Annotated in this window: 13 protein-coding genes; 6 read left to right on the top strand and 7 right to left on the bottom strand. The window is 60.1% G+C overall.

Going from position 1 to position 16,793, the window contains the following annotated elements:
- Positions 1–58: 58 nt before the first annotated feature.
- Together P0D87_RS17370 and P0D87_RS17365 are read left to right on the top strand one after the other, a co-directional pair.
- Positions 59–2,374: a TonB-dependent receptor gene (locus P0D87_RS17370; protein WP_149029237.1), complete on the top strand. Its 2,316-nt coding sequence runs from the start codon at positions 59–61 to the stop codon at positions 2,372–2,374.
- A 57-nt stretch (positions 2,375–2,431) separates the two neighbouring features.
- Positions 2,432–3,907, top strand: a complete 1,476-nt coding sequence (locus P0D87_RS17365) for a PepSY-associated TM helix domain-containing protein (protein ID WP_053860114.1) — start codon at positions 2,432–2,434, stop codon at positions 3,905–3,907.
- Positions 3,908–3,966: 59 nt separating this feature from the next.
- On the opposite strand, the gene P0D87_RS17360 is transcribed toward P0D87_RS17365, so the two are convergent.
- The 4 genes from P0D87_RS17360 to P0D87_RS17345 form a co-directional block, all read right to left on the bottom strand.
- Positions 3,967–4,299, bottom strand: a complete 333-nt coding sequence (locus P0D87_RS17360; RefSeq protein ID WP_053860113.1) for a DUF2322 family protein — start codon at positions 4,297–4,299, stop codon at positions 3,967–3,969.
- 96 nt (positions 4,300–4,395) lie between these two features.
- Positions 4,396–6,312, bottom strand: coding sequence for an SMP-30/gluconolactonase/LRE family protein (locus P0D87_RS17355; protein WP_408636972.1), 1,917 nt, complete (start codon positions 6,310–6,312; stop codon positions 4,396–4,398).
- A gap of 82 nt (positions 6,313–6,394) precedes the next feature.
- The gene (locus P0D87_RS17350) at positions 6,395–7,036 is read right to left on the bottom strand and encodes a DsbA family oxidoreductase (protein WP_006049881.1); all 642 of its coding nucleotides are present in this window, start codon (positions 7,034–7,036) and stop codon (positions 6,395–6,397) included.
- A 94-nt stretch (positions 7,037–7,130) separates the two neighbouring features.
- On the bottom strand, positions 7,131–8,129 hold the full coding sequence (locus P0D87_RS17345) for an SDR family oxidoreductase (RefSeq protein ID WP_053860823.1): 999 nt from the start codon (positions 8,127–8,129) through the stop codon (positions 7,131–7,133).
- A gap of 178 nt (positions 8,130–8,307) precedes the next feature.
- On the opposite strand from P0D87_RS17345, the gene P0D87_RS17340 reads away from it, so the two are divergent.
- The 3 genes from P0D87_RS17340 to P0D87_RS17330 are packed head-to-tail and all read left to right on the top strand — an operon-like array spanning position 8,308 to position 11,444.
- Positions 8,308–10,143 carry a thiamine pyrophosphate-requiring protein gene (locus P0D87_RS17340; protein WP_006049883.1) on the top strand — a complete coding sequence of 612 codons (1,836 nt, stop codon included), beginning with the start codon at positions 8,308–8,310 and terminating at the stop codon, positions 10,141–10,143.
- Between the two features lie 59 nt (positions 10,144–10,202).
- A complete protein-coding gene (locus P0D87_RS17335; protein ID WP_053860822.1) occupies positions 10,203–10,787 on the top strand; it encodes a glutathione binding-like protein in 585 nt (194 codons plus the stop codon).
- Between the two features lie 45 nt (positions 10,788–10,832).
- A complete protein-coding gene (locus tag P0D87_RS17330) occupies positions 10,833–11,444 on the top strand; it encodes a hypothetical protein (protein WP_053860821.1) in 612 nt (203 codons plus the stop codon).
- A gap of 3 nt (positions 11,445–11,447) precedes the next feature.
- Here the strand turns inward: P0D87_RS17330 and P0D87_RS17325 are convergent, their stop codons facing one another.
- Both P0D87_RS17325 and P0D87_RS17320 read right to left on the bottom strand, forming a co-directional pair.
- The gene (locus P0D87_RS17325; RefSeq protein ID WP_053860111.1) at positions 11,448–12,545 is read right to left on the bottom strand and encodes a lactonase family protein; all 1,098 of its coding nucleotides are present in this window, start codon (positions 12,543–12,545) and stop codon (positions 11,448–11,450) included.
- A 39-nt stretch (positions 12,546–12,584) separates the two neighbouring features.
- Positions 12,585–14,135 carry a methyl-accepting chemotaxis protein gene (locus tag P0D87_RS17320; protein ID WP_171800029.1) on the bottom strand — a complete coding sequence of 517 codons (1,551 nt, stop codon included), beginning with the start codon at positions 14,133–14,135 and terminating at the stop codon, positions 12,585–12,587.
- Between the two features lie 270 nt (positions 14,136–14,405).
- Between P0D87_RS17320 and P0D87_RS17315 the strand changes: the two genes are divergently transcribed.
- Positions 14,406–16,079 (top strand): FAD-dependent oxidoreductase, encoded by a 1,674-nt coding sequence (locus P0D87_RS17315; RefSeq protein ID WP_053860109.1) that lies wholly within the window; start codon positions 14,406–14,408, stop codon positions 16,077–16,079.
- Positions 16,080–16,096: 17 nt separating this feature from the next.
- On the opposite strand, the gene P0D87_RS17310 is transcribed toward P0D87_RS17315, so the two are convergent.
- Positions 16,097–16,789, bottom strand: a complete 693-nt coding sequence (locus P0D87_RS17310; protein WP_053860108.1) for an OmpA family protein — start codon at positions 16,787–16,789, stop codon at positions 16,097–16,099.
- Positions 16,790–16,793: the final 4 nt, after the last annotated feature.

Raw genomic sequence — 16,793 nt, 5'->3', positions numbered from 1 at the left:
TTGCCGCATCTGTCGATGGCGTGCGCGATCGTCCGTTCAATGCATGAAGGAAACGCTCATGTCGATCTTCTCATTGCGAAGGCTGCGCGCCTTCGTTCCCCCAGCCATGACCGCGTTAGCGGTCGCGCCGGCTCACGCCGACACGGCGAGCGCCGACACGACGCTGCCCGCCGTCAGCGTGAGTGCGAATAGCGCCGCAAACGAAAGCGTCGCGCCCCGCGCCGTCGATCCGAATCTGCCGGCTTCGGTCGAAACAGTCACGCGCGAGCAATTCTCCAACTGGAATGTCGCGAACACCGAGGACGTGCTGAAGTACATGCCGAATCTCGCGGTTCGCAAACGCTTTATCGGCGATCTGAATTCGATCATCGCAGTGCGCGGCACGAGCAATACGCAAAGTGCGCGCGGTCTCGTCTATGCGGACGGGTTACTGCTGAGCAATCTGCTGGGCAACAACTTTTCTTTTCCACCGCGCTGGTCGATGGTGTCTCCCGACGAGATCCAGCAGGTCGATGTGATTTATGGCCCGTATTCCGCGCTCTATCCGGGCAATTCGCTTGGCGCGACCGTATTGATCAGCACGCGCATGCCGAAGAAATTCGAGGCCGAAGCCGACGTGAAAGCATTCACGCAGCACTTCAGCCTCTACGGTGTGAACCGTAATTTCAACGGCAGTGAAGCGAGTGCGTCTATCGGCAACCAGATCGGCAAGTTCTCGTTTCTGCTCGGCGTGAACCATCTGGAAAACACGAGCCAGCCGCTGCAATTCGCGACGCTCGCCAAATCGGGCACGCCCGCGAAGGCCGGCGACACGCCGGTTACAGGAGCGTACTTCTATAACAACCAGACCAATACGCCGACCGCCATACTCGGCATTAACGGCGAAGGCATCGAGCACACCGTGCAGGACCAGTTCAAGCTGAAGATGCAGTACGACTTCACGCCGACACTGCAAGGCGCTTTTACGCTCGGCTACTGGCATCAAACGTATAACAGCGAGACGTCGAGTTTTCTGCGCGACGCGAACGGCAACGCGGTGTACGGCGGCAAGGTTTCAATCAACGGCTACGAGTACACGATTCCCGCTGCCGCATTCGCGCCGAGCCTGGGCCATAGCGAGAACTGGCTCTATGGCGTGACGCTGAAAACGCGCAACGCCACAGGCTGGAACGGCGAGGCGATCGCCTCGTATTACGACGTCAGTAATAGCGTCGCGCGTCTTGCAAGTTCCGGCGCGCCAGGCAATGGCGCGGGCACCGTGACCTTCGGCGACGGCACCGGCTGGAAGACACTCGACTTGCGCAGTACTTACACGCCGGCGTCGACGCAAGCGGGTCTCGCGAATCATGCGCTCGCTTTCGGCTACCACTACGACAATTACTTTCTCGACAACGAAAGTTACTCGACGCTCAATTGGCGCGACGGCTCCCCGACCTCATTCGCCAACGCATTCGCCGGCAAGACGCAAACTCAGGCGCTCTACGCACAGGACGCATGGCGCTTCCTGCCGCGCTGGAAATTCGTCTACGGCGTGCGTTACGAAGATTGGCGCGCGTACGACGGATCGCAAGCGTTGCCGGGCACAAGGGTTGCACTCGCTAACGCCAGTGAGCAGCACTTCTCGCCGAAGGCTTCGCTTTCATTCGATGTGAGCGACGATCTGACGTTACGCGCGTCGATTGGCCGCGCATATCGCTTTCCCACGGTCAGTGAATTGTTCCAGGGGCAAATCAACGGCTCCTCGATCGTCAACAACAACCCGAACCTGAAACCGGAAGACGATCTTTCGAAAGAACTCACCGCCGAATGGGCGCATTGGAATGGCATCTTCCGTTTCTCGCTGTTTCAGGACGACGTGAAGAACACGATTTTCAGCCAGACGGATACGACCGTGATTCCGAACGTGACGAACTTCCAGAACATCGGCAAGGTACGTTCGCGCGGCGTGGAAACGAGCTATGCCGGCGAAAACGTATTCATGCGCGGACTCGATCTGCTGGCAAGCGTCGCTTATACGCAGTCGAAGATCATTGCCAATGCGCAGAACCCCGCGAGCGTCGGCAAATACTTTTATCGCATTCCGCTATGGCGCGTGAATGTGGCGGCGACCTATCGCTTCGACGAGCGCGCGGCAGTGACACTCGCCGCGCGCTATTCGGGCCGCCAATACAACACGCTCACGAATACCGACACGAATCCGGATGTATTCGGCGGCACGAGTTCTTACACGGTGGCGGACGCGAAGTTCACGTTCAGGCCCACGAAGCTGAGCGAAGTCGGCATTGGCGTCGACAACATTTTCGATGCGCGCTACTTCGTCTATCACCCTTACCCAGGACGCACGTTCTATCTGGAAGCGAAGTTGCGCATGTAGCGCGCAATCGTAGCGTTCTAGCGCAAGAACCAGATCAATCTTCTTCAGGAGGATTCAATGTCCACCATCGCACCGCATAACGCCGTATTAGGCACGACGAGCCCCAGCAGCGGCTATCGCACGCTCTGGCGATGGCACTTCTACGCTGGCCTCTTCGTGATGCCGTTTCTCATCGTCTTGGCAATAACGGGTACGTTGTACTGTTTTCAGCCGCAAATCGAGCCGCTGCTTTATCCGCGGCTTCTCGTCGTCGAACCGCAAACGGCGCCGCGCATGTCAGAAGACGCGCTGCTCGCGCGAGCGCGTACGGCGATGCCGTCCAACGCAATCGCCGTCACCGCCGCGATCTCGAACGCGCCTGAGCGCAGCACGGAATTCATCTTTCGTCTCGCGGACGGCGAAAAGCAGAGCGTCTATCTGAACCCGTATAGCGGAGAAGTACTCGGCACATTGAGCGTCGAGCGTCGCTTGATGCAGGTCGACCGCATGCTTCATCGCAAGCTATTGCTCGGCAAACCGGGCGAATTGCTGATGGAGCTTGCCGCATGCTGGACGCTCGTGATGATCGGCACCGGCATCGCGCTGTGGTGGCCGCGTGAAACGACACGCGTGCGGGATGCACTCGTGCCGCGTCTGACGTTAAAGGGCCGGCCGCTGTGGAAGAGCATCCACGCGGTCATGGGCATCTGGCTCGCACTCGGCGCGCTTGCATTCGTATTGACCGGTTTGCCGTGGTCCGGCTCGTGGGGTCAGCAGTTCAAGGCGCTCGCGACCGCTGCGAATCTCGGCGCTCCGCCTGGCACGTGGGGCGGCTTGCCGTTGCGCTCGGTGCTGCCTGCGGGCACGAGCAAAGAGATCGACGCGAAGACAAAACCAGGCGCACAAGTAGAACACGCCGCGCACATGGACTCCATGCCCGGCATGGTGATGGACGACTTGCCGCTGCCGCAAACGCCCTGGGCCGTGGGCAATGCGCCTGTGCCCGCTTCCGCCGATGCGAAAGCAGCGGCCCCGTTGCCGCTCGGCCACATCGTCGGGCAAGCCGCGTCGCTCGGTGTCACGAGCGGCTACAACATCGCGCTGCCGACATCGCCGACGGGCGTCTATACCGTGTCGTATTTCCCGGCCGATCCGCAACTGGAACGCACCATCTATATCGAGCAGTACAGCGGCGCGATTCTCAAGGACATTCGCTATGCCGACTATGGCGGCGTATCGAAAGCGGTGTCATACGGCACGTCATTGCATATGGGCCGCTATTTCGGCGTCGCCAATCAGATTCTGTGCGCCGCGATTTCGTTGGGGCTCGCGTTGATGGCCGTGAGCGGCTGCGTGATGTGGTGGAAGCGCAAACCGCAGCGCTCGCTCGGCGCGCCTTCGCGGGAAAGAGCCGCACCGCCGATGCGCGGGTGGAAAACCGGCCTCGTCATGCTCGGCATTGTTTTTCCGTTGATGGGCGCAACGCTTGTCGCCGTATGGCTCGCCGACCGCGCGATATTCGGCCGTGCGGCGCACGGCCTTCAAGGTCGTTAAAGCAATGCGCGTTAAAGGCGCGCTAAAGCAAGTCGCGTTAACGGCGGCCCGAACGCAGTTCAGTCCGCCGCAATCACGTCGATGCGCAAAGCCGGCGCGCCCGCTGCAATCGCGAGAAGATGATCGACATTCGGATGAGCGCCGGGCCGGTTGCGCGCGTCGGCGGTATGTTCGCCGAACACCGCGAGGCCGTGTTCGGCGGCTTTGGCGTCGAGCGCATCGAACGTCTGTTGCAGATAGTTGTAGACCGCGAGCGAGCCCTGTTTGCCCGGCTTGTTCTCGATGCTCGCAACAACGGCGCCTTGCGCGTCGATCAGATCGATACGCGCAATGCCGTCGATTGCAGGCATGTGCGCGAGGTTTTCCTTGAATACGTTGCTCGGCTGAATCACTGAAACCACTCCTTTAAGCGGGAAAATGCCACGAGGGCCGTATCTTATCCGATGGCCTACGTGATTAGCGCGAAGCCTCACGCAGGCCCACGCCGCTTAAGGTGTCCAGCGATGCACGATCATGCTCGATCCGTTGTAGTTGTCTTTCGTAATCACGTATTCGCCGCTTGCCCGCAGAAACGCTCGCAGTCCGTACATCGAATCGACATCGTTGCCGACATCCACAGTACCGGGGCTATTATTGATGAGCGTGGCGTCGAGATTGCCGGTGTTCAGATTGAACGCGTCGATGTTCGGCACCGTATGCACGTAGCCGACAAAAAGATAATTGCCCACTGCGGTAATCGACTTCGAATTGGCGCTAGTGAGATTGATCACCGGCTGAGGCTGTGTCGTATTACCCGCGCTCCAGCCGTGATAGACCTCGATGCGCGACTGTATCGCCGTCCAGTCCCAACTGCCTGCCACGCCTTGCGCGAGAATCATCGTGTCGCTTTCGGGCAAATAGATGATGCGCGTCAACGGCCGGATACTCATTGGAATCTTGATCGTGACGGCGGGGCCCCACAACGGCTTACCGTTTCCGTCGAAACCCGTAAGCGGGTAATGATAGATATGGTTTGTTCTGTCGAGACCCGCCCACACATCGCCCCTGCTGTCGATGCAAAAGCCTCCCGTCACCTTCACCGTCGTGTTGAACGCCGGGCCCGGCAAAGAGCCATCCGGTATTGCAATGTAGCCGCTCGCCGAATTGAAATGATAGAAGTTGAAGGTGTCGGGGTTCTGGCCGGACGCGACGAGAATGCGGTTTCCGCCCACCGCGACGAGTTGCCCGAAGTGCTGCCCGCGCTGCGTGTCGTTGATATTCAGGCGCGGGTCCGATGGATAAGTAAACGGGTCGACGGTATTCGCAACGAAGGTGCCGCCCGCGGTGCCCGTGTAAATATGCGCGCCGCTATAAAAGTACGCGCCGTCGGTCAACGGGTCCGGTGCCGCGACCGCTTCGAAGTTCAGTGCCTGCAGTTTCCATTGCAGATTGCCGGCGCTGTCGTAGGCATGCAGGTCGGTCGGACCATTGCGGCCCATGTCCCAGCCGCCGCCCCACGGATTGTTGAGCACATACAGGTTGCCCGCTGCGTCCCTGCCGATGCCCGCTACGCGCGTGAAGCGCTTGTCGCCGACCTGCCCTTTGATTCCGGTAGTCGTATCCAGGTAGCCGCCCTGAATGCCGAATGTACCGGCCAACGTCGGCGCGCCCGCCACGTTATAGATCTTGATGTTCATGTCGGGGCCTTCGTCGCCGACCATGAGCCGTCCCGTCGATGCATCGAAATACAACGCCGAGGGCCGCGAAGCGGCGGGCATCTGGATCGTATTGAGCGACGCGCCTGCCGCGCTGAATTGCGCTATGACGCCAGCGCTTTTTCGCGCGACCCACAGATTGCCCGCAGCATCGAGTGCGAGCGCGCCGGGACCGGACACCGCTATGTCCTGCTGCCACACGCCGTCAGTCGTATAGACACGCACACGGTTGCCGTAAAAATCGCTGACATAAAGCAGCGTGCCTGCCGTGGCGAGTCCGGTGATGACATCCGCATGAGGGATGCCGGTCCACACGCTGACCGGAATGCGAAGCTCGAGCGCTTTGGTCGCACGGTTATAGCGCCCGACCGAGCCGCTGCCGAACGACCTGTTGTATTGCAGCGCCGTGAAAATCGACGTCGCATTGCCGGTTATCGCGCTGCCCTGAAAGTCGGCGTGCGTACCGATCGAGCCGATGTTCTGACCGTTCTGATAGATCGCGACGCCGCCCTCGTTCTCGTCCCACAACGACGACGTATAGATCACGCCTTCCGGTGCGACCCACATTGAACGCGCGCCGTTGCCGACGTGCGCGGCCAGCGTGCCATAGGTATTGGCGAGCCAATCGGTCGTATATTGCGCATGAGCTACGCATGCAAGCGCCATCAGCGCGAAGCCGAGCAACGCGGCATGGATTCGTTTGGTGACCATGAACGGGGTTCTCCGGCTGTATTTCGTTTACGCCAAAAAAAGGCCTGCTATTGCGCAGGCATTCACATACGAAAGTGCCGGATTATGCTTCGGCCAGAATCTGCTGAATGACCTGTTCGAAGGTTTCGACAGGTTGCCCGCCGCTCACCAGATAGCGGCGATTGAAAATGATTGCCGGCACCGACTGAATGCCGTGCGACTGGAACTCTTCTTCTTCGGCGCGGACTTCGTCGGCATAGTCGCCGCTTTGCAGTACCTTGCTCGCAGCCTCGGCGTCCATTCCTACCGACTGCGCGACTTCGACGAGCACATCATGATTGCTCGGATCGCGGCCTTCCGAATGATAGGCGCGCAGCAGCGCGAGCTTGAGCGGCAGTTGCTTGCCTTCGAGACCTGCCCAATGCAACAGGCGGTGTGCATCGAACGTGTTGTAGACATGCGTGCGCGGACCGAACTCGAAGCCGACGCTTGCGCCGCGCTCGCGGATCATGGCCTGCGTTTCTTCGATCTGCTCGGGCGTGCGTCCGTACTTCTTGCCCAGATAATCGACAATCGCCTGGCCCTCGGGCGCCATCTGCGGATTCAGTTCGAACGGGTGCACGACGATCCGCGCATCCACTGCGTCACCGACGCGCGACAACGCGAGTTGCAGCGACGAAAGGCCGATTGCGCACCAGGGGCATGCAATGTCGGAAACGAAATCGATGGTGAGCGGCTGGGACATGGCTTTCCTAAGGGCTGTGGGATAGGTGTATTGTCACCTATCCTCGTGACTCTTACCTGGTGGCCGGCAAGAACCCTTTGTTACGCCGTCGTATCTATGCGCCGCGATTCTTTCTGATCAAAAATCCGATGCCGCCGACGATCCCTATTCCTGCCAATGCGCATAAAAAGCCACGGTGACGAACCGCGCACATCTCCAGGCTTACGGGTTTCGACTCACGGTCGAAACGTCCGTGCGCGCTGTAATCGCCGGGTACGGGATCGAACAGATTGTTAGGCGCGTCGGCAGGAAGCGGCTCGTCGGTGACCTGTCCTGAGTAGCCCGCCTTTGCCAGATATCTGTCGAGCAGTCCGGGCGCGATGAAGTTGGCCAGTATCGCCTTGACCGTCGGAAAACCCACCCATACCTCGCGACGCTTATGCGTTGCAGCGAAATAGATCGCGCGCGCGGCCACTTCCGGCTGGAAAATCGGCGCGACGGGCTTGGCCTTTTTACCCATCTTGTTGAGCGACCAGTCGAATTGCGGCGTATTCAATGCGGGCAAATCGACCATCGTCAAATGCACATTGAGCCCGTCGTGAATGATCTCGGAACGCAGCGAGTCAGTGAAACCTCGCGCCGCGAATTTTGCGCCGCAATAGACGGATTGCAGCGGCACCGAACGATAACCGAGTGCGGACCCCACATTGACAATCGTTCCGCGATTGCGCGTGCGCATGCGTGACAGTGCGGCCATCGTGCCGTGCACCTGGCCGAGGTACGTCACCTTGGTGCCTCGCTCGAATTCCTGCGCAGTCAGCTTCGATACCGGCGCGAAGACCGTGGCCATTGCAACGTTGACCCACACGTCGATAGGTCCAAGCTCCGTTTCGGTGCGCGTTGCCGCTTCTTCCACGCGCGCGGCGTCGGCGACGTCGGTTGGAATCGCAATGGCACGCACGCCGTATCGAAGACGCAGTTCGGCGGCCGCGCGTTCGAGCCGCGCCAAATCGCGTGAAAGCAATGCGACATCGTAGCCATGCCGCGCGAATTCCTCGGCGGTCGCGCGTCCCACTCCGGCACCCGCGCCTGTCACAACGACGACTTTATTCATGACGAATCCCTTGCACGACATGCACCGCGTTTTACTCACAAGCGCCCAGCAAAAAGCGAGCCCGCTTCATTCACCGCGCAGCTTCACAAGGAAGCAATTCATTCTTTCTGAGTGAAAGAACGCGGAACGTGGTTTGCAACCTCGCATGTGTGACGATCTTTATTGTGAGGAGCTGTCCATGTCCACAACTGTCGGTGACTTCATCGTCGAGCGACTCCAGGCGTGGGGCGTGCGCCGAATTTTTGGCTATCCCGGCGACGGCATCAACGGCGTGTTCGGCGCGTTGAATCGCGCGCAGAGTGAAGCGAAGAAGCATCACAAGAACACGGACCAGCCGAGGCCCATCGAATTCATTCAGGTTCGTCACGAGGAAATGGCCGCCTTCATGGCATCCGCGCATGCGAAATTCACAGGCGAGCTCGGCGTCTGTATCGCGACGTCGGGGCCTGGCGCATCGCACCTCGTGACGGGACTTTACGACGCCCGCATGGATCATATGCCCGTGCTGGCTATCACCGGTCAGCAGGCTCGCGCGGCGCTCGGCGGCCACTATCAGCAGGAAGTCGATCTCGTCTCGCTCTTCAAGGACGTCGCGGGGGCGTTCGTCGGACAGGCGTCGGTGCCCGCGCAAGTGCGGCATCTCGTGGATCGTGCGATACGTACCGCACTTTCCGAGCGCAAAGTGACGGCGCTCGTGCTGCCGAACGACTTGCAAGACTTGCCGTACGAGCCTCCTGCGCGCAAACACGGCACGCTGCATTCGGGCGTCGGTTATCGCGAGCCGCGTCTCGTGCCTCAGCCTGAAGATCTTCAGCAGGCCGCCGACGTGCTCAACGCCGGCAAGAAGGTCGCGATTCTCGTCGGCGCCGGCGCACTGCATGCAACGGACGAAGTGATCGCCGTCGCGGAAAAACTCGGTGCAGGCGTGGCAAAGGCGCTGCTCGGCAAAGCGGTGTTGCCCGACGATCTGCCGTGGGTCACCGGCTCGATCGGCCTGCTCGGCACGAAGCCCAGTTACGATCTGATGACCGAGTGCGACACGCTGCTGATGATCGGCTCCGGCTTTCCGTACTCCGAGTTTCTGCCGAAGGAAGGTGCGGCGCGCGGCGTGCAGATTGACCTGAAAGCCGACATGCTGAGCCTGCGCTATCCGATGGAAGTGAACCTCGTCGGCGATAGCGTGGAAACGCTGCGCGCGTTGCTGCCTTTGCTCGAACACAAGCAGGACCGCGGGTGGCGCAAGACGATCGAAGGCTGGACCGCCGACTGGTGGAAGACACTCGACGAACGCGCACACGAGCCCGGCAAGGATGCCGTCAATCCACAGCGCACGGTATGGGAACTGTCGCCACGCGTTCCGTCGAATGCAATCGTGACGAGCGATTCAGGCTCCTGTGCAAACTGGTATGCACGCGATCTGAAGGTGAAGCGCGGCATGATGTGCTCGCTGTCGGGCGGCCTCGCGTCGATGGGCGCGGCAGTACCGTATGCGATCGCCGCGAAGTTCGCTTATCCGGAGCGGCCCGTCATCGCGCTGGTCGGCGACGGCGCCATGCAGATGAACAACATGGCCGAACTCATCACCGTATCGAAGTACTGGAAAGGCTGGGCCGATCCGCGCTGGATCTGCATGGTCCTTAACAATCAGGACCTGAACCAGGTCACGTGGGAACAGCGTGTGATGGAGGGCGATCCGAAGTTCGAGGCTTCGCAGGACATTCCTTCGGTGCCGTATCACAAGTTCGCGGAATTGATCGGCCTGAAAGGCATTTATGTCGACGACGCCGAACAGATGGGCGCGGCCTGGGACGCTGCGCTTGCTGCGGACCGCCCTGTGGTGATCGAAGTAAAGGCCGATCCGAACATCGCGCCGTTACCGCCGCACATCACGCTGGCTCAGGCGAAGGCGTTTGCATCGACATTGTTAAAAGGCGATCCCGACGAAGGCAATGTGATTGTGCAGACCGCGAAGCAGGTGCTTGGCGCAGTGCTTCCGGGCCGTCACGACAAGTAGAGGCACGCGGGATGCTGCATTAAAAAATCGCCAACTGCTGCATGAAGGAGGGCCGCATCATGAAGCTTTACTATTCGCCGGGCGCGTGCAGTCTTGCCGATCACATCGCGATGCACGAGGCCGAGATGCAATTCGATCGCGTGCGCGTCGACCTCAAGACAAAGACGACTGAGACCGGCCAGAAGTTCGATGAAATCAATCCCAAGAGCTATGTACCGACACTCGAATTCGACGACGGTCAACGGCTCACCGAAAACGTCGCGATCCTTTCGTGGGTCGCGCAACGCAAGCCCTCGCTTGCACCGTCGGGAGAACTCGGCACTACGCGCCTGATTGAAATGCTCGCCTTTATTTCAACGGAGCTTCACAAACAATTCGGCCGCGTATTCAAGCCGGCGTCGGATGAGGAAGCGAATGCCGCGCGCGAGAAAATCGGCCAGCGTTTCCAGCTCATATCGACAATGCTTAAAGGCAACTATTTGTTCGGCGCAGAAGCGAGCGTCGCGGACGCCTATCTGTTCACCATGCTTCTATGGGCGAACAAAGTAAAGATCGAGGTCCCACAAAAACTCGCGGAGTTCTCACAACGCATGCGCGGGCGGCCCGCGGTGCAACTGGCGTTGAAACACGAAGGGATCGAGTAAAGCCGCGTGCTCGCGTTGGTCAGCCAGCCGTTCGCCGAGGAAATCATGTCGACCGACCCAACCCTCACGATCCTGATGTACTTCGTTTTGCCTGTGTGGCTTGCGGCCGGTTTCGCGGACTGGCTGTGCCATCGCGCGACTCGAATCGAATCCACGACCGGCGCGAAAGAATCGGTGATCCATCTGTTGATGTTTGCCGAAGTCGGACTGCCGCTACTCGCCGCGATCTTTCTCGAGATCAACGCGGGCATCATTCTATTGATGATCGTCGCGTTCTTCGTTCACGAAGCGACCGCGCTGTGGGACGTCAGTTATGCAGTGAGTGGACGCAAGGTGACGCCGTTCGAACAGCACGTTCATAGCTTTCTCGAACTCGTGCCGCTGATGGCGATACTGCTTGTCGTCGCCCGTCACTGGACGCAATTTCTGGCGTTGCTCGGCCTCGGCAGCGAGCCGGCGAGATTCGAATTGACCGCGAAAAGCGAGCCGTTACCCGTCGCCTATATCGCGATTCTGTTCGCGTTGATTCTGCTATTCGAGCTACTGCCTTACCTCGAAGAACTATGGCGCGGCTTGCGCGCCCGCCGACGCAGTGCTGCGTCGGCGGGCGGGCCGGCGTCCGCGTCGCCGCATGCGCGGGGACGCAGTTCGCCGTAAACCTCAATCGTTCGATCCGTTGAACTCGACAATCTCGATCCAGTTCGCGCCCTTGCCGACCGGGTACTGACCGAGCGCGCTCAATGCGCCCGTCTCGCGATTGATCCGGTATGCGCTCAGGTTGGTCGACAACTGACCGACCGCAAGCAGGTAATTGCCCGAAGGATCGATATTGAAGCCGCGCGGCTGCTTTTCGGTCGGATAGGTGCCGATGCGCGTCAGCTTTCCCGATGCACGGTCCACGCGATAAGCAGCGAGCGTGCTCGACGTGCGTTCCGATGCATAGACGAAGCGGCCGTCGGGCGTGATGTGAACATCCGCGCCCCACGGTTTGTCGCCGGAGAAGTTGGGCGGCAGAATGGAAACGGTCTGCACCGGCTTCACCGCATCGCGTTGCTTGTCGAATGCGAGTACATGCAGCTTGCCGTCGAGTTCGTCGATCAGATAAACGAAGCGCTCATCCGGCGAGAACACGAAATGGCGCGGGCCCGATTTGGCCGGCAGCGAATAGGCGGGCGCCGCGTCTTGAGTAAGCGCGCCGTTCGCCGCGTCGAACTTCAAACGCAACCATGCGTCGGCGCCGAGTACTGACGCGAACACATAACGATTATCGGGCGCATTGCGAATAGCGTGAGCCATCGGACCCGTCTTGACGATCTGCTGAACATCGCCGGCAACGCCATTTTCACCAATGCCGTTTACCGCGAGCAGATTGCCGCCATATGACGCGGAGAACAGATAGCGGCCGCTCGCGTCGGTCGACACATAGGCCATGCTTTCCGCGAGCGGCGCCTTGCCGAGTTCGGTCAGGCGTCCGTCAAGCGGACTGACTGCGAAGCTCACCACGCCAAAAGGCTTTGAACGCAGACCTGCATAGAGCCGCAAATGATTCGGCGAAAAGGCCATCGGCATGACCGTGCCGCCAACGCTCACTGTTTCGACCGGCTTGAGTGCGCCATTCGACTTATCGAGGCTGAAAACCGAAATGTCCTGACTGTCCGCATTCGACACATACGCATACGTGGACGCGTGCACGGTGGCGGACATCGTCACGCCGGCTAACAGAATTGCGACTGCACGCGAGACGGCTTTAACGCTCATATTTGTTTTCCGATTAGTTTGGTTTGGAGACTGACGGCGTTATCGCAGACGGAATGCCGACACCGCATCGTTCATCGACTGCGCCTGATGCTCGAGCGCGCTCGCAGCGGCGGCGGCCTGCTCGACGAGCGCGGCGTTCTGTTGCGTGACCTGATCCATCTGGCTGACGGCTTTGCCGACCTGCTCGATGCCCGCGGTTTGCTCGACCGTCGCCGACGTGATCTCCGCCATGATAGTCGCAACGCCCTGCACTGCGCCGACGATTTCGTTCATCGTGTGGCCGGCCTGTGTGACGAGTTCGTTGCCGCTGCGCACGTCATCGACGGAAGCGGAAATGAGCGCCTTGATCTCTTGCGCGGCGCTCGCACTGCGTTGAGCCAGCGTGCGCACTTCCCCCGCGACGACAGCGAAGCCGCGGCCCTGCTCGCCCGCACGCGCGGACTCGACGGCAGCGTTGAGCGCGAGAATGTTGGTCTGGAATGCAATGCTGTCGATCATGCCGGTGATCTCCGCAATCTTGTGCGAGCTTGCGGTAATGGCCGTCATGGTGTGGACCGCGCGCTGCACGACGTCGCCGCCGCGCTGTGCGACGTCGGCGGCGCTCGCGGCAAGCGTGCTTGCCTGGCGCGCGTTATCCGCGTTCTGTCTGACGGTGGAGGTCAGTTCTTCCATGCTCGCCGCGGTTTCCTCGAGCGAAGCCGATTGCTCTTCGGTGCGGCTCGACAAATCGAGGTTGCCCGCTGCAATCTCGCGCGCGCCGCCGTGAATCGCCTCGCAACTGACGCGCACGTTCGACACGGTATGCGCGAGTCCGGCCTGCATCCGCGACATCGACGTGAACAACTTGCCGATCTCGCTCTTGCTGCCTTCAGGAATAGACGCGGTCAGATCATTGCCCGCAATCCGGTCGAGCAGTTTCGACGCCTGCTGCAACGGGCGAATAACAATGGTGCGCAACGCAAAGTGCGTGGCGACGATCAATGCGAGGGCAAGCGCAACACCAGTCAAAACCATCGCGACGATCCACCCGTATTCGCGTTCGGTTCTCGCCGCTGACTCCTTTGCAAGCGCACCCGCAAGGTTCTGGAATTTTTCGACGTTTGCCGAATAGACCTGACCGGCAAGTGTAATGTCGCGATCGTTGATGGCGACGTAGGCGTCGGTATCGCCACGCTGAAGCGCGTCGAAAGCTTTCTTTAAAGTGGCCGCCAATCCATTCGACGAATCGACGAGCTGCTGTTTCAACGCATCGTCCTGTCCCACGAATCGGGACGCTGCCGCAAAAGCGCGCGTCTCGGCATCCGCGCGATCGAGCGTTCGTTGCGCGCTGCCAAGTGCGGAATCGCGCGTGGCGAGATCGTTGCGCTCCTTCAACGCGGCATAAGCGCGCGTAAGCGCTGCCCGCGTGCGCGTGCTGTCCTTATAGCCATCGTTGGCGAGGATCTCCTGAGTGGCGATCTCCTGAAGCCGCTGGGCGTTTTCATTCGAGCGGCCGAGTGCGAATACGCCGACCACGCCGCCGAACATGATCATCGCGGCAAAGACGACCAGCACTGCAAGTAAGCTGTTTTTTACTGTTAAATCGCGCATGCTTCCTAGACCCTTTTCATTGTCTATTTCTCTAATTCCTCTCGTCTTTTACGGCAAAAGAAGCGCGAACTTGAGCAGAAGCGCTCTCGCGCTGTTCGGCCGCACGTTCTCCGCCTTACGCACTCTTTACTGGCGAGTGGACTCTGGCGCACAATCTCGGCGAAAGCGGCTTCTCCGCGGCCTTTTCTTGCTGCCGATTGTTCGCATTCGCATGCCAATCTGGCGGCGCAGCGACACGCTGCATCGTGCGTCTTTCCAATCGGACCTCTCATGAGCGATAAAACTTCTGGCAAGCGTGAAGATCTGCTGGCAGGCGGCAGCCGTCACCACCAGATCTTCCCCAGGCTGAACGACGCGCAGTTCGCGGTACTCGAGCGCTATGGCGAGCGGCGCAAACTGAACACCGGCGACGTGCTGTTTACCGAAGGCGATCGCCACATTCCGATGTACGCGATCATCTCCGGCACCATCGAGGCGACGCGCGGCAGCGGCGATACGCTGCATGTTCTCGGCACGCACGGGCCCGGCAGTTTTACCGGCGAAGTCGGCACGCTCGCGGGGCGCGGCGCGGTGGCGTCCGCGCGCGCGACGAGCGATTGCGAAGTCATCGTGATCGACGAGGAATCGCTGCGCGCGCTCGTGATTGCCGAAGCGGAACTGAGCGAGACGATCATGCGCGCATACATTCTGCGCCGCGTCGCCTACATACAGGATCAGAGCGGCGGCGTGGTCGTGATCGGCAGCTCGGCTTCTTTTCCGACACTCGTATTGCGGCACTTCCTGAGCCGTAATGCGCAACCGTCGGCGTACTTCGATATCGACGAGCACGAGGAAGCCAAAGCACTCTTGGAACGTTACGGCGCCACGAAAGAAGATCTGCCGGTACTCGTCACCTTGCAAGGTGTCGTGCTGAAGCGCCCGACAAATCGCGCCGTTGCCGACGCAATCGGTTTGAGTCCCGACAGATTGAATGGCGAACGGTTCGACGTGGTCGTGGTCGGCGCGGGACCGGCGGGCCTGGCCGCAGCCGTCTATGCCGCGTCGGAGGGATTGCGCGTCGCGGTTCTCGACACGAAAGCGCCGGGCGGCCAGGCCGGCACGAGTTCGAAGATCGAAAACTACTTTGGGTTTCCCACCGGCATCTCCGGTCAGGCGCTTGCCGGACGCGGCCTTTCGCAATGCCGCAAATTCGGTGCTGAAGTCGGCGTGCCGATCGAGGCGCTCGGTATTGAATGCGACAAGGGTCAGCCGTTTCACATCCGTCTCAGTCACGACGAGCATGTGTATGGCCGCGCAGTGGTGATCGCAACAGGCGCGCGTTATCGAAAGCCGGAGCTCGCACGTCTCGAACATTTCCAGGGCCGAGGCGTGTACTACAGCGCGACGTATATGGAAGCGGCGTTTTGCGGCAACGAAGAACTCGTCATTGTCGGCGGAGGCAATTCGGCGGGACAGGCAGCCGTATTTCTCTCGGGCTTCGCGCGCCATGTGCATATCGTGATTCGCGGCGAAGGACTTGCCGCGAGCATGTCGAACTACCTGATCCGACGCATCGAGGCAGCGCCGAATATCACGGTTCATGTGCGAACGCAGATCGTCGCGCTAAACGGTGAAGCGCATCTCGAGTCGATTCAATGGAATCAGCAAGGGCGAATCGAAGAGAAGCCAATCCGCCATGTGTTCCTGTTTCTCGGCGCGCAACCTAATACCGGCTGGCTTGGCGATTGCGTCGAACTCGATAGAAATGGCTTCGTGCTGACCGGTCCCGATGTCGCTCACAAGTGGACGTCCGAGCGCACCGGGCATTTTCTCGAAACGAGCCGGCCGGGTATTTTCGCAGTGGGCGACGTGCGCAGCGGCTCGGTGAAGAGAGTCGCGGCAGCCGTTGGAGAAGGCGCAGCCGCGATTCAGTCTCTTCATCAGTACCTTGCGCTCGGCGTTTGATGCTTCCCGTTTGGCGCTCAGTACTCGACGAGTATCGTCACGCGGCGATTGGCGGCGTTGGCCGCCGCATCGTTGCCGATGATGAGCGGGAAATTGTCGGCACGGCCAATTGCCGCCATGCGGTGCGCTTCTATGCCCTTGTCCGCGAAGAAGCGCACCACCGCGCCCGCGCGCGCGGACGACAGTTCCCAGTTGGATTCGTATTTCGCCGTGGCAATCGGCAAACTGTCCGTATGCCCTTCCACGAGGATGTTATTTTTCGCGCGGTCGCGCAGCACCGCTGCAATGCGTTCCAGCACCGCGAACGATTCGGGCAAAAGACGCGCATCGCCGGAATTGAACAGTACTTTCGCATTGATCGCGATTTCCACGCCTTGCGGCGTGTGCGAAATCGTAATCTGGCGATTGTCCTGCAAGGGTGCAAGCAATGACAGAAGCTGCTTTTTTGCGGCGTCTTTCGCGTTCGCTGCCGTGATCGGCGGCTCTACGTCGACAGCTTCCTTCACCGGATGATGCTGCAGCGTCTGTATTTGCAACTCGCTGTTCTTCGCGAGCTGCAAGACATAGAGCGCGAGAAACAGCACCATCAGTGTAGTAATCAGATCGGCGTATGAAATCAGCCAGCGGTCCGACTGCTCGCCGCTATCGTGGCTGTCGTCGTGCCCGTTCTTGTCCGTCGCGAGACGCTTGCTGCCAGTGGTTGTACTCATACAC

Origin of the sequence: Paraburkholderia sp. RL17-368-BIF-A (genome assembly GCF_046054045.1) — a bacterium.
Lineage (GTDB): Bacteria > Pseudomonadota > Gammaproteobacteria > Burkholderiales > Burkholderiaceae > Paraburkholderia > Paraburkholderia graminis.
This window is presented reverse-complemented; position numbering and strand designations above follow the sequence as displayed.